Origin of the sequence: Veillonella parvula (genome assembly GCF_001553335.1) — a bacterium.
In the GTDB taxonomy this organism is placed as follows: domain Bacteria; phylum Bacillota; class Negativicutes; order Veillonellales; family Veillonellaceae; genus Veillonella; species Veillonella parvula_S.
The window spans coordinates 1-14,144 of record NZ_KQ960785.1 but is presented as its reverse complement, the minus strand read 5'-3'; the positions used below and the strand labels follow the sequence as shown (position 1 = coordinate 14,144).

The following is a 14,144-nucleotide window of genomic DNA, read 5'->3' as shown; positions in this document are numbered from 1 at the left end:
GTATGTTTAATTTAAAATATTAGAATTATTTTGAGTGTTTGGTCTATTTAGAATATTTAGACTTACGCAATTCCAATCCAGTGCCAGTATGTAAGTGCAAATACAAGCATCATGATATAGCCGATGATGGTTAATGGAATCCCTGTAGTCATAAATGTTTTTACGTCGAATGTATCTGTACCGTAAGCTACCATGCCTTGAGGTGAGTTTACTGGTAATACTAAACCGAAGCAGATTGCATATTGCATGAGCATTGTTACGCCGAGTGGATTCAGTCCTTCTGCAGAATGTCCCATAACGATGGATATTACGATAGGAATCATGGCAGATGATAGAGCTGTAGCTGATGCAAATCCAAGATGGATTAAAATCAGGAAGGCGGCCATAATAGCAATCAAAAGGAACACGCTTGCTGTTTCAAGGGAGAAGGCATTTACAAATACCTGTGCGAGCCAAGTAGCAGCTTTTGTTTTAAGTAATACGGAACCCAGTCCTATACCAGCTCCAAACATAACAATCGATCCCCAGTCGATATTTGGCTGTGCAAACTTCCAGTCCATAATACCAATTTTAGGGAAGAAGAATAAGGCAATTGCTATAATCGTAGTTGTTGTAGTATCGATAGAGTGTAGTTTACCCCCTGTGGCCCACAATGCTAATAAACCAATGGAGATGCATAATAGTTTCTTTTCATCAAATGTCATTGGACCGATTTCTTTACGCATTTTAGCGAGTTGTACATCACCGCCAACGAGCTCTTTAATCTCTGGTTTGATAAAAGTTTGCGTTACAAAGTAGGTAATGATAGCCATAATTATGGAGAACGGTGCAGCTGCTGTGAGCCAATCAATCCAACTTACCGATGTGTTCATCTGTGTTTGCATAAACCCAACAGCTACGAGGTTTTGAGCAGCAGCTGTTTGAATCATAATATTCCAAAATGTATCTGCTTGTATGGCACCTACCATGAGTAGGGCTGCTACACGGCTTTTACGTTCAATACCTAAGTTTTCGACGATACCGATAATAATTGGAGCCAAACAAGCGATACGAGCCGTTGCACTTGGTACAAAGAAGGCGAGAATAAGGCCTGTAATAATAACACCTAAATAAATGCGACTAACCTTTGTACCTACACTAGATAATACGAGCATGGCTATGCGACGATCGAGACCTGTTTTACGCATGGCTACGGAAATAAACATAGCTGCACCTACGAGGATCATAGCAGGGGAAGAATAACCCGAAATAATCAGCTTTAAGGCATTGGCTGTGCCCATCACCTTGGCAGGGGCCTCAGGATTTGGTGAGAAACCTAAGAGTAATGTTGTAAGCGCCGTAATCATGGTCGCACTTACTGGATAGGATACAGCCGATGTCATCCACAAGATGATAGCAAAGACAAGAACACCAATCATGCGATGACCACCGGTAGATAATGTCTCTGGTGTTGGTAATAATAAAATGCCAACTAACACAATAAAAGCAAGAATAAGACCTATATTTTGAACTGTTGTACGAGCCTTTTGAGGAGGCGAACTAGTTGTTATACTCATAATAAAACCCCTTTCAGTTTGTGTAATACCTATTACTGTATAATACTTAGTTAGATAATGTTTAGTTAGATAATACTTAGTTTAATAATATCTAGTTAGATAATACATAGCTAGATAATACTCACTTAAATAATACTCAGTTAGATAATATCTAGTTAGACAATACTTTGCTAGGTAGAATATATTATATATTATTGTATCGTATTTTTCTATTCTATAGAATTAATGATCATACTATAGAAGTATTGTATACATAAAGGGGGATAGGTGTCAGTAAGTATGCCTATATACAGAACTTATAATCTCTGTTATACTAAAAGAGTTGTAATAATAAATTGCTGAGAGCAACTTAAGATTGTTGTTGACTTTCACTATCTAATTTGTTATTATAATTAAGTAATTTATGAAGCAGAGGCCATCCGCCACTCACCTAATACCAAGAAGTATGAGGTTAATATAGAGAATTCTATTCGGATGGTGTTTGCCGTCCGTTTTTTTTATTCTCTTGGAGGTGAACGCTATTAGCAAGGATACACCACGCATTAATGAAGAGATTCGTGCTCGTGAACTTCGTGTCGTAGGTCCTGAAAACGAACAAATCGGTATTATGTCTGGCCGTGAGGCTTTGGCATTGGCTGAAGAACAGCATCTTGATCTTGTGGAAATTGCACCTAACGCTAAACCACCAGTAGCTCGCATTATGAACTACGGTAAATATCGTTATGAACAACAAAAACGCGAGAAAGAAGCGAAGAAAAAACAAAAAATCGTAACTTTGAAAGAAGTCAAATTACGTCCACATATTGAAGACCATGACTTTTACGTAAAAATGAAAAACGCATCCAAATTCTTGGCTGAAGGTAACAAAGTAAAAGTAACCATCATGTTCCGCGGTCGTGAACTTTCACATCCAGAACTAGGCATGGCAGTGTTGACACGTTTTGCTGAAGAACTCAAAGAAACGGCGTCTATTGAAAAAGCAGCTAAATTAGAAGGTCGTAACATGACCATGATTTTAGTAAGTAAATAAGGTATTGGGAGGATTATATTATGCCAAAAATTAAAACTCGTCGCGCAGCGGCTAAACGTTTCTCTGCAACTGGTACTGGTGAATTTAAGCGTGCAAAAGCTTTCAAAAGCCACATTCTTGAAAAGAAATCTCCAGCTCGTAAACGTAATTTACGTAAAGCTACATTGGTTGCAAAAGCTGACCACAAACGCGTAGCTAAATGCTTACCATACGCTTAATCATTAACTATTAGATCGATAATATCGTAATTTAGGAGGAAATATACAATGGCAAGAGTGAAAAAGGGCGTTACAGCTCATGCACGTCATAAAAAGATTTTAAAATTAGCTAAAGGTTACCGCGGTACACGTTCCCGTTTGTTCAAAAAAGCTAACGAAACAGTAATGAAAGCGTTGTACTACGCTCGTCGTGACCGTCGTGCGAAAAAACGCGAATTCCGTCAATTGTGGATCGCTCGTATCAACGCAGCGGCTCGCATCAACGGTACAACTTACAGCCGTTTCATTGCTGGCTTAGCTAAAGCAGGCGTTGAAGTAAATCGTAAAATGTTGGCTGACTTGGCAGTTAACGATGCAGCAGCATTCGCTAAACTTGTTGAAGTAGCTAAAAACGCTTAATAGCATAACAATATACATTGAGGACTCTCTTTAGAGGGTCCTTTTTTATGTGGTGAAAGTAATAGATTATCAATACTTTTATAATATGATATCCTATACATATAATGTGTGTGATAAATATTGAAAGAGGGGAATTAAAATAATGAAAAAGTTATTTTCTATGTTATTGTTAGTATGTATAGTAATACCATTACAGATCCAAGCTATATCGATGGAAGCTATTAAAAATGATAAGAACAATGTTCCTATTCTTACAGGAAAAAATGCTATTACGTATTTTGTAGATAAAAGTTCCATTAAAAGAGTAGAAGAGAACCAGTTTATTTATAAAGCACAGGCCGTTGTATATGAGGTTGAAAATAATAATAGTCGTAGAACTAACTCATATATTCACAAGGTTTTAGTTACTTATCGTTATGATATAAACCATTCTGTAGCCAGCGTATTACGTACTCCACAGTATGTACAAGATTATTCACTTCTCATATATGCTAAACAAGCTAGCTCTGGTATGAAATTAACAATAAATAGTGTGGAAGATTTTAATTATGAAGGTGTGGCTTTAGGGAATTTCGGTAATATTCCAGAACAATACGTTGATGTAGCTCTGCATGATCCTAAATATGTTGTGGGTAACTATATCTTTAAAGAAGCTTATGATACAGCTTTTGAAAATATGACTCTTCATAAGAAATAAGATAAATGAGTTTATTTGAAATACAAAGATGGAAGATTTCATCGCTGGCTTGACTAAAGCGGGTGTTAAAGTTAACCGTAAAATGTTGGCTAACTTGGCAGTTAACGATGCAGTAGCATTCGCTAAACTTGTTGAAGTAGCTAAAAACGCTTAATAACATAACAATACATAGTAAGGACTCTCTTTGGAGGGTCCTTTTTTGTATGGTAAAAAATTTTTTGTAATTATTGGTATCATGTTAATTTTTTGCTATACAATTAGTTTTATTATTTAAGGGAGCATAATGAATATCTATTTTAATTAATGAGAATTCAAAGGTTTAATTGAGTATGATAACTATACTTTGAAAAAAGGATATTCTATTTAGTATGTAGAAATTAGACAATAAGGAATCTTTTTATGAGGTGCTTAATTAAAAGGGGGGGACTCATAATGGGAATGTTAAAAAAACTATGTATTGCTACTGCTTTAGGAGTTATGGTAGCAGGGGTTAGCTATGCAAGCGTTGTATCTGAAACTATAGTAGAGGGAAAACTACGTTTAACATATCCAGTCGTCTATACAGATAATAAAGTTGCAGAAGCCGCTATTTTTAATGACATTTGGAGCTATGTATTGAAAGCAAAAGAGGACTATTACAATGGTATAGCTTATGAGGTTTTTCAAGGTTATGAAGTTACTTATGAAGATGATCAAGTTATCTCTATTTTGCTAAATACAGGTAAGAATTATAAAGGTGCAGCTCATGGAACTTATAGCACTAGAGGCTTGGTGTATGATAAAAATACCGGTCAAAGGATACCTTTATATAACTATGTAAGAGTTGCTAATGCTCAACAGTTAGAAGATGGTATAAATGAAGATATATTAAACTTTTACACAAGTGCTAGTAAAAGAAAGACGTATTTACCAAAATATAAACATATAATGGATGTTACGGATAATTACTACTTACCAGGTAACGGCTATGTAAAACTGATATATCAACCATATGTATTGGGACCGTTTAATGATGGCGTTACATTTATTGAATTTAGTCCGGAGGCGATTGAGTATTTTAATCGTATGAATAATTGGTAGATAAATCAATATAACTAGGAGGACCATAGGGGGGATTCACAGATATACTAAATAAATTATTTTGAAAGCAGAGGTCGAATGTAATGAATCGTAATGAACTAATTCAATATATTCAGCAAGAATATATTTGTGATTTGGACAATCCATGGGAAAAATACCCTAATTATGTAGTAATTCGACGCAGAGATAATCAAAAGTGGTTCGCTTTAATTTTTGGTATAAAAGGGATTCGATTAGGACTTAATATAAATGAACCGATAGAGATCGTTAATCTGAAATGCGAACCTGATTTAATTCCTAACTTAATTCGTGAAAATGGGATCTATCCTGCATATCATATGAATAAACAACACTGGATATCGGTAGATATAGCAGGATATGAAGATGTGGAAAAACTTAAAATGCTGGTGGATATGAGCTATCAGTTGGTGGGAAAGAAGTAAAAGTTATTACTAGTATAAATAACTGGTTACAATTTGTAGCCAGTTATTTTTATGGATATTATTGAAATAAGAATTATGTTATTATGAAAGAAACATGTAATCTATTTGATAGGGGAATACATATGATAACAGGTGAAATTAAGAATAAAGTAGATAAGATATGGGAGAATGTCTGGGCTGCAGGTTTAACAAATCCTTTATCTGTAATCGAGCAAATTACTTATTTGATGTTTATACGTGCATTAGATGATCAAGAAATTAATAATATTCGCAGTAAGACTTTACTTGGTGCGGATGTGGAATTAATTTTTCCAGAATCAGATATTGGACAAGCTATGCGTTGGAGTAATTTTAAATTTAGAAATGCTGATGAAATCTATAATATTGTTTCTAATTTTGTATTCCCAGCGATTAAGGCTATGAAGCATGGAAAATTGCCAGATTTTGATGAACATGGCAAGCTAATACCAATTCCTGATACTAATGAAACAAAGGATGGTTTTGATTTCTTTGCTAAGCATATGTCTACAGCTACTTTCATAGTTCCGACTGCACAAGTACTTGAAAAAATTATTACTGGATTGGATGATTTATATACTCATGACATTGCGGATTTAGATATGCAAGGTGATTTGTATGAATATATGCTTTCAAAATTATCTACAGCTGGAACGAATGGTCAATTTAGAACACCAAAGCATATACGTGAAATGATGGTTCGATTATTAAAGCCTACACCAAAGGATATAATTTGTGATCCTGCATGTGGCACCGCGGGGTTTTTAGTATCTGCTGCAGAATATGTTCGAAATAATCATAGTGAAAAAATGGATAAAGATGACTGGAAACACTATGAAAGTAACATGTTTAGTGGATTTGACACAGATACAACAATGCTTCGTATATCTGCAATGAACTTAATGTTACATTCTATCAAATATCCTCAGGTTGATTATAAAGATAGTCTATCAAAACAAAATGATGTACATGATTCATATACTATTTGTTTAGCAAATCCACCTTTTAAAGGAAGTTTGGATGCAGCAACAGTTCATGGTGATTTACGCAGTATTACTAATAATACAAAAAAAACAGAGCTCTTATTTTTGGCACTATTTTTGAGAATTTTGAAAAAAGGTGGTACTTGTGCTTGTATTGTCCCAGATGGGGTTCTATTTGGTTCATCTAAAGCACATGTAGCTCTACGAAAAGAAATTATTGAGAATCATCATTTGCGTGCTATTATATCTATGCCTTCTGGGGTTTTTAAACCTTATGCAGGAGTGTCTACAGCAATTATGATTTTTACTAAAACTCAAGCTGGTGGAACCGATAATGTTTGGTTTTATGATATGAAAGCAGATGGTTTTAGTTTAGATGATAAACGACAACCTATTGAAAATAATGACATTGCTGATATTATTGATCGTTTTGAACATATTGATAGTGAAAGTGAACGGAAGCGTACTGAACAAAGCTTCTTAGTACCTAAACAAGAAATCGTGGATAATGGATATGATTTATCTATTAATAAATATAAAGAGATTGAATATATCCCGGTCGAATATCCTCCAACTAGTGAAATATTAGCTAATATTAAGGCACTAAATGAGCAAATTATGTCTGATACGGCTGAGCTAGAACGATTATTAAATGAATAAATTCATATTTGGTGAGATAATATGTATTTAAAAGATCTTGTTGATATTCAAATGGGACAATCTCCTGACTCTAAGTTCTATAACTATGATAAAATAGGACTTCCCTTTTATCAGGGAAAAGCGGATTTTGGTAGAATAAATCCTACACCTAAAATATGGTGTATGAAATCTAAAAAAGAGGCCAAACCAAACGATATCTTAATCTCCGTTAGGGCACCTGTCGGGGATCTAAATATAAATAATGTGCAAAGTTGTATTGGTAGAGGCTTGGCTGCAATAACTTGTAAATCTGATGTTGATATGATGTATTTATATTATTATTTAAAATATTTGAAGCCTCAATTAAAACATATATCAACAGGAAGTACATTTGAGTCTATTAATCGAACTCAATTAGAAAATTTAATTATTGATTGCAAACCCTTTTCTGAACAAATCAAGATTAGTAATATCTTACAAGTTGTGCAACGACAAATTGAAGTTAAAGAAAATCTATTGAGATTGTATAATTTACTTATCAAATCCCGATTTGTTGAGTTATTTGGTGATGTTGTTCTTAATACTTTGAATTGGCCGTTAGTTAAATTAAGTGACATAGCAGAATATAGAATTGGCTTGACCTATAAGCCTGAAGCGGTATCAAGTAGTGGAACAGCTGTTTTAAGATCAGGAAACATACAAAATAGCCAATTATGTTATGAAGATACTATATATGTTGATAGTAAGGTTGAGGCTAAGTTGTTGTTAAAAAAACATGATATTTTAATGTGTGCTAGAAATGGGAGCCAAGCATTAGTTGGTAAAGTTGCTCTTATTGAAGATGATATATTGAATACAACATATGGGACTTTTATGATGGCAATATCTAGTAAGTACTATGTATATTTGTTTGAATACTTTAGAAGTCAGGCTTTTAGACGACTTATTTCAGTTGGATCTACAACCACTATTAATCAGGTAACAACAAAGATGCTTAATTCTGTTGTAATACCATTGCCAGATATTGACACGGTAAATAGATTTGCTTTATATCATTCTCAAATCAACAAATTGAAATCTGATGTTCAAAAATCTATTGATGAGACTCAGTTATTGATGGACTCATTAATGCAAGAATATTTTGGTTAATATTCTTTTGGTATACTGATATAAAAAGAAAAGAGGTATACCTATGCAACAATTGATCAATGATATTTTACATGATATGAGTGAAGTTTTATCTGCTAAAGAGTTATATACTTTACAAATTGTTTTACAAAAAAATTTAAACACAGAGAATAATCAAACATATCCATATACTAATATTGAGTATATGGATATGTTTATTTCTGCTAAAAGAATTGAAGGTTGTTCAGAAAGAACTTTATCTTATTATAAAGTTACTATTGAACATATGCTTAGTATAATAGTTACGCCATTACGCCAGGTTCAAACTGATGATTTGAGAACTTATTTAGCAGAATATCAGTTAAGAAATAATTGTAGTAAAACCACTATAGATAATATTAGAAGAAACCTTTCTAGCTTCTTTTCATGGCTTGAGGCAGAGGACTATATAATTAAAAGTCCAATTAGGCGAATTCATAAGATAAGAACTGGTAGTAAAGTTAAAGAAACATTATCGGAAGAGTGCATTGAAAGGCTGCGAGATTCATGTTTACATATTCGTGATTTAGCAATGATAGACCTTTTGTACTCAACAGGTATTCGGGTAGGTGAATTAGTGAACCTTAATATAGGTGATATTAATTTTGAAGAAAGAGAATGTATTGTTTATGGTAAAGGAAATAAACAACGTAAGGTTTATTTTGATGCTAAATCTAAAGTTCATCTTAAACAATATTTGGAACAAAGAACTGATTATAATGAAGCATTATTTGTTACATTAGATAATCCTTTTGAAAGGTTAAAAATTAGTGGTGTAGAAATTAGACTTAGGAAATTAGGTCGATTAGCTTTATTAGATCAGAAGGTACATCCTCATAAGTTTAGACGATCTATGGCAACAAGGGCTATTGATAAAGGTATGCCCATTGAACAAGTACAAAAGTTATTAGGGCATCAACAAATTGATACTACGATGCATTATGCAATGGTTAACCAATCCAATGTAAAAATATCTCATAGAAAATTTATCGGATAATCAAATTCATATTTGGTGAGCAAAATGAGTTTTATGATATTGGCTGAATTATGTGATAAAGGATCATCTAGTTTAGCTCAAAAAGATTTATTATTTGATAGTGGTATTTATCCAGTATATGGTGCAGCTGGTGAAATAACGAAAGTTGATTTTTTTCATCAAAGTAAACCTTATTTAGGACTTATTAAAGATGGAGCTGGTGTAGGTAGAGTAATGCAATTACCTGCTAATTCATCTGTTATTGGTACTATTCAATATTTATTCCCAAGAGAAAATGTTGATTTGAAGTATTTGTATTATCTTATTAAATATTTAGATTTAGGTAAATCTAATACTGGAGCAACAATTCCACATATATATTTTAAAGATTATAAAAAAAGAAAAGTTAAGTTTAGAGAATATAGTGAACAAAAAGATATTGGACAAATATTGGAGTTAATTGATAGCCATTTGAGTACATATAAAAATGTTCTAGATCAATATGATTTACTTATCAAATCCCGATTTGTTGAGATGTTTGGAAATCCTATAATAAATGATAAGAAATATCCTATCTTTAAGTTAAAAGATATTTCACAAAAAATTGGCTCAGGATTTACTCCACGTGGTGGAGATTTAAATTATATTGAGGAGGGTATAGCTTTTATTAGAAGTATGAATATTTATAATAATACTTTTAAAAAAGAAAATTTAGTCTATATCGATGAATTTTTGGCAAATCAGCTTTCCCAGGTAGAACTATTTTCTGGTGATTTATTATTAAATATTACAGGAGCATCGGTGGCTCGCTGTTGCACTGTCCCTGGCGATATTTTACCTGCAAGAGTAAATCAACATGTCTGTATTATTAGGCAATGTAGGATTTCAAGTGTTTTTTTAGAATATTGCTTAACAAATGAATCATATCAAGAGTATTTGTTATTATTATCCAATAAAAATGGAGCTACACGAGAAGCATTAACTAAAACCCAAGTAGAAAATTTAGAAGTGATATTTCCACCTTTATTAGAAATCGCTAGATTTGAAAAGATAGTGGAGCAAATCAACAAATTGAAATTTGCCTAAATAGTGTATAATTAAACTAAGTATTATATAAAACAGATGAAGTTATATGTATAGGGGATTATATATGGCTAATTTTGATTTTCTTAATGGGATAGTTGAATATAAAGTTTTTGCAGATGCAGCTATTGAGGCAGAGCGTGTATTTCACTCCTCTCCAGCTATGTGTGCAATTGGTTGTCGTAAGGCGTTAGAATTAGCTGTAAAATGGGTATATACTGCAGATACTAGCATGATTATGCCTTATAAAGATAATTTACAGTCACTTTTACATGCTAAATCTTTTAAAGATGAATTGCCAGAATCTTTGTGGCGCGAATTACAACCAATTGTAAAAATGGGGAATTTAGCAGTCCATTCCGATGCAAAAATTTTGCCAAGAACGGCTATTATTTCATTACAGGCCTTATTCAATTTTATTGAATGGATTGACTATTGTTATGGTTATGACTATGTGGAACGTACATTTGATGAGAATGCAATTCCTAAGACCATAGTTTCATTAGATATTAAGAAAATCAAAGAGCAAGAAAGTTTGATTGCTCAAAATGCCCATCAAATTGAAAATTTATATTTAGAAATTGAAAAGCTTTCAAAACTACTATCTTCCACAAAATCTGAGCATGTTTTAACTCGTAGTTTACCTAAAATTCCTGAAACAGAAGCTGAAACACGTAGATATATTATTGATGTTGATCTTAAATTAATGGGCTGGGAGTTTGAGGGACCTAATCAGACTGTGTTTGAAGAGTTTAAGGTCTCAAATCCCTATGTTCCTGGTGGATCAAATCTTAGTGTAGATTATGTATTAATGGGACGTGATGGTAAGCCTCTTGCATTAATTGAGGCTAAGAAAACAAGTCGTGATATAAATGATGGTAAGACGCAAGCTTTAGCTTATGCAAATGCATTGGAACGTGAATATGGGCAGCGCCCAATTATTTTCCTTTCTAATGGGTATGAGACTCATATGTGGGATGATCTTGAATGGAATATGCGTCGTGTAAGTAGTGTATATGGTGAAAGTGATTTAGAACGACTAATTACTCGTAGAAATTTAACTAAGCCTATCTTGAGTACAGTTTCAATTAATGATGATATTTCAGCTCGCTATTATCAAAAGGAAGCGATTAGGGCCGTTTGTCAAAATCTTGAAAACAAGGTTAGAAGAAGCTTACTTGTTATGGCAACTGGTACAGGTAAAACTAGAACCTCGGTAAGCTTAGTTGATGTGCTTTTCCGTAGTAACCAAGTGATGAATGTATTGTTTTTAGCAGATAGAATTGCTTTGGTAAGTCAAGCCAAGGATGCATTTAGAGAACATTTACCATCTGCATCGTTATGTAATCTTTGTGAAAGTAAAGATGATAAAAATGCTCGAATAGTTTTTTCTACATACCCTACAATATTAAATGCTATCGAAAAATCTCTTGATGGTGATGGAAAACGCCTTTTTACACCGGGTCATTTCGATTTAATAATTGTAGATGAAAGCCATCGTAGTATTTTTAAAAAATATAGAGCCATATTTGAATACTTTGATGCTATTCTTGTTGGTTTAACTGCTACGCCTAAATCTGAGGTGGATAGAAATACATTTGACTTCTTTGAGGTTGAAAACGGAGTTCCAACATATGCATATAGTTATGATGCAGCTATTAAGGACAATTACTTAGTGCCATATTATAATTTTGAGATGGAATCAAAGTTTTTAACAGATGGCATTGTTTATGATGAGCTTTCAAAAGAAGACCAGGAACGACTGGAAGATGAAGCTATGGATCAGGCAGGGGAATTCCAAGGTAATTATTCTGCTACGGAAGTAAACTCTATTATTTATAGCACAGATACAATAGACTATGTTCTAAGAGAATTAGACCAGAATGGTATTAAAACTCATAATGGGGACTCTTTAGGTAAAACAATTATCTTTGCTCAAAATAAAAAGCATGCTCGTCTAATTGAAGAAAGGTTTAATTGGTTATATCGTTCTTCAAAAGGTAAGAAGGCACGTGTTATTGTTAGCTCTGATCAACATGCATTACATTTAATTGATCAATTTAAATCTTCAGATGGTGAACCGGATATAGCAATTTCGGTAGATATGTTAGATACGGGAATTGATGTGCCAGCATGTGTTAATTTGGTATTTTTTAAACGTATAAAATCAAAGACTAAATTTTGGCAAATGATAGGGCGTGGAACTCGACTTTGTCCAGAGAAGGAGTTTTTCGATAAAAACAATGGTGATTATGTAGGTAAGAAGTACTTTTATATCTTTGATTACTGTAAAAATTTTGAGTATTTTAGAAATCAAAAAAATACGGTAGAAGTAAAAGGTAATAGTGCTACATTAGGTGAAAGAATCTTTGCTAAGCGAGTTCAAATTATTGCACAACTACAAATAGAAAGATATGGTAGTGAAGACTATCAAAGCTGGCGTTCAGAACTTGTAGATGAGTGCTATAAAGAAATTACTGATTTAGACGTAACAAAACCGGTTGTTCGTTTACAGTTAAAATATGTGGATAAATATAGTGTTAAAACTTCATTTAAGTATTTATCAAATATTAATGAACATGAACTAATTACCTATGTTGCACCTTTGATTTGTGCTGACGTTAAAGAAAATTTGGCACGAGGATTTGACAACTTTGTATATGAAGGGATTTTGAACCTTTTTAATGGTCAATCTATTGACTATTTTAAGAAACGTGTAATAAATCTTTCCAATGCTTTACTACAAAAAATTAGTATTGAACAAATTAGAAAGAAACAAGATTTCTTAAAGATAATAAAAGAAGATGCGTATTGGCAAATAATCGATGCTTTGCGGTTAAATCATATGAGAAAAGAGCTCAGAAATTTAGTTCAATTTCTTGATGTTGCAGAACGTAGAGTTATAATCACAACAATTACGGATTCAGTATTATTAACTAGAGAAGGCGATACTCTTATGCCTGAAGTTTTTGAGAGTTATCAAGAAAAAGTTGAGTCATATTTCTTAACACATCAAGAACATCCAACAATTCAAAAACTTATTAATAATGATCCGATTGATGAATCAGATTATAAAGCATTGGAACATATTTTCACACATAAATTAGGAAGTAAAGATGACTATGAAAAACGCTTTAAAGGTAAAGAGTTTGGGCTGGTTGTTCGAGATATCGTAAAGATGAGCCCACAAGCTGCTGAGAATGCCTTTTCAGATTTGATTAATACCAAGTCTATGAATAGTGATCAAATTAACTTTATTAAACAAGTTATTAACTATATTGCGGTTAATGGATATATGGAATCTCCTAATATGTTAACCTCCCCTCCATTTGATCGACCATTAAATTTATGGAAACTGTTTGATCATGTTGAAGCGGTAGAAATTGCGAATATAGTTAAGCAAATAAAAAATAATGCATGTATAAAATAAAATTTTAATTAGCCATATAAGAGGGGAACTATATGGATATACAAAAGTATTATAGTGATTTTTCTGATGAAAATTTACGTAAAGGTTATATAGATAATATTCTTGATAGAAATACATATATTCATTTTTTTATTTCAATGTTATTAAATATTGAGAAGGGCGGAGTTATAGCTATCGATGGTGAATGGGGGAGTGGAAAAACATATTTTGTTCATCAAGTGAAATGGCTTTTAGACTCTGCTAGTGAAAGTATTGATAGTGATGTTAAAATTGTATTAAATAGCATAGATCCAAAATTAGATAATATTATAGGGCATAAATACAAAGTATTTTATTATGATGCTTGGAAATATGATAAGTCTAACAATCCTTTTTTTACTTTACTAAGATCTAGGCTTATAGGACAGAATGTGTTGTTTTTAATG

Annotated in this window: 13 protein-coding genes and 1 pseudogene; 13 read left to right on the top strand and 1 reads right to left on the bottom strand. The window is 32.8% G+C overall.

Annotated elements, in window-relative coordinates; genetic code table 11:
- Positions 1-62: 62 nt before the first annotated feature.
- On the bottom strand, positions 63-1,556 hold the full coding sequence (locus HMPREF1865_RS03065; RefSeq protein WP_060919160.1) for a DASS family sodium-coupled anion symporter: 1,494 nt from the start codon (positions 1,554-1,556) through the stop codon (positions 63-65).
- A 511-nt stretch (positions 1,557-2,067) separates the two neighbouring features.
- Here HMPREF1865_RS03065 and infC point away from each other — a divergent pair.
- The 13 genes and pseudogenes from infC to HMPREF1865_RS03005 form a co-directional block, all read left to right on the top strand.
- Positions 2,068-2,586, top strand: a complete 519-nt coding sequence (infC, locus tag HMPREF1865_RS03060) for a translation initiation factor IF-3 (RefSeq protein ID WP_038150063.1) — start codon at positions 2,068-2,070, stop codon at positions 2,584-2,586.
- Positions 2,587-2,606: 20 nt separating this feature from the next.
- Positions 2,607-2,804, top strand: coding sequence for a 50S ribosomal protein L35 (gene rpmI / locus HMPREF1865_RS03055; RefSeq protein WP_060919159.1), 198 nt, complete (start codon positions 2,607-2,609; stop codon positions 2,802-2,804).
- Positions 2,805-2,852: 48 nt separating this feature from the next.
- Positions 2,853-3,203: a 50S ribosomal protein L20 gene (gene rplT, locus HMPREF1865_RS03050; RefSeq protein ID WP_004696335.1), complete on the top strand. Its 351-nt coding sequence runs from the start codon at positions 2,853-2,855 to the stop codon at positions 3,201-3,203.
- A 142-nt stretch (positions 3,204-3,345) separates the two neighbouring features.
- Positions 3,346-3,900, top strand: a complete 555-nt coding sequence (locus HMPREF1865_RS03045; protein WP_060919158.1) for a hypothetical protein — start codon at positions 3,346-3,348, stop codon at positions 3,898-3,900.
- A 37-nt stretch (positions 3,901-3,937) separates the two neighbouring features.
- Positions 3,938-4,054, top strand: a pseudogene (locus HMPREF1865_RS09355) (50S ribosomal protein L20); the annotation flags it as partial.
- 278 nt (positions 4,055-4,332) lie between these two features.
- Positions 4,333-4,980: a polysaccharide deacetylase family protein gene (locus HMPREF1865_RS03040; RefSeq protein WP_060919157.1), complete on the top strand. Its 648-nt coding sequence runs from the start codon at positions 4,333-4,335 to the stop codon at positions 4,978-4,980.
- An 83-nt stretch (positions 4,981-5,063) separates the two neighbouring features.
- Complete coding sequence (locus tag HMPREF1865_RS03035; protein WP_060919156.1) at positions 5,064-5,423, top strand: MmcQ/YjbR family DNA-binding protein; 360 nt, start codon at positions 5,064-5,066, stop codon at positions 5,421-5,423.
- Between the two features lie 122 nt (positions 5,424-5,545).
- A complete protein-coding gene (locus tag HMPREF1865_RS03030; protein WP_060919155.1) occupies positions 5,546-7,084 on the top strand; it encodes a class I SAM-dependent DNA methyltransferase in 1,539 nt (512 codons plus the stop codon).
- A gap of 21 nt (positions 7,085-7,105) precedes the next feature.
- The gene (locus HMPREF1865_RS03025; RefSeq protein ID WP_060919154.1) at positions 7,106-8,212 is read left to right on the top strand and encodes a restriction endonuclease subunit S; all 1,107 of its coding nucleotides are present in this window, start codon (positions 7,106-7,108) and stop codon (positions 8,210-8,212) included.
- A 43-nt stretch (positions 8,213-8,255) separates the two neighbouring features.
- On the top strand, positions 8,256-9,227 hold the full coding sequence (gene xerA / locus HMPREF1865_RS03020; RefSeq protein WP_060919153.1) for a site-specific tyrosine recombinase/integron integrase: 972 nt from the start codon (positions 8,256-8,258) through the stop codon (positions 9,225-9,227).
- A 33-nt stretch (positions 9,228-9,260) separates the two neighbouring features.
- On the top strand, positions 9,261-10,292 hold the full coding sequence (locus tag HMPREF1865_RS03015) for a restriction endonuclease subunit S (RefSeq protein WP_060919152.1): 1,032 nt from the start codon (positions 9,261-9,263) through the stop codon (positions 10,290-10,292).
- A gap of 64 nt (positions 10,293-10,356) precedes the next feature.
- Positions 10,357-13,719, top strand: a complete 3,363-nt coding sequence (locus HMPREF1865_RS03010; RefSeq protein ID WP_060919151.1) for a DEAD/DEAH box helicase family protein — start codon at positions 10,357-10,359, stop codon at positions 13,717-13,719.
- A gap of 32 nt (positions 13,720-13,751) precedes the next feature.
- The coding region (locus HMPREF1865_RS03005) for a P-loop NTPase fold protein (protein WP_196484497.1) at positions 13,752-14,144 on the top strand (393 nt) is incomplete at its 3' end.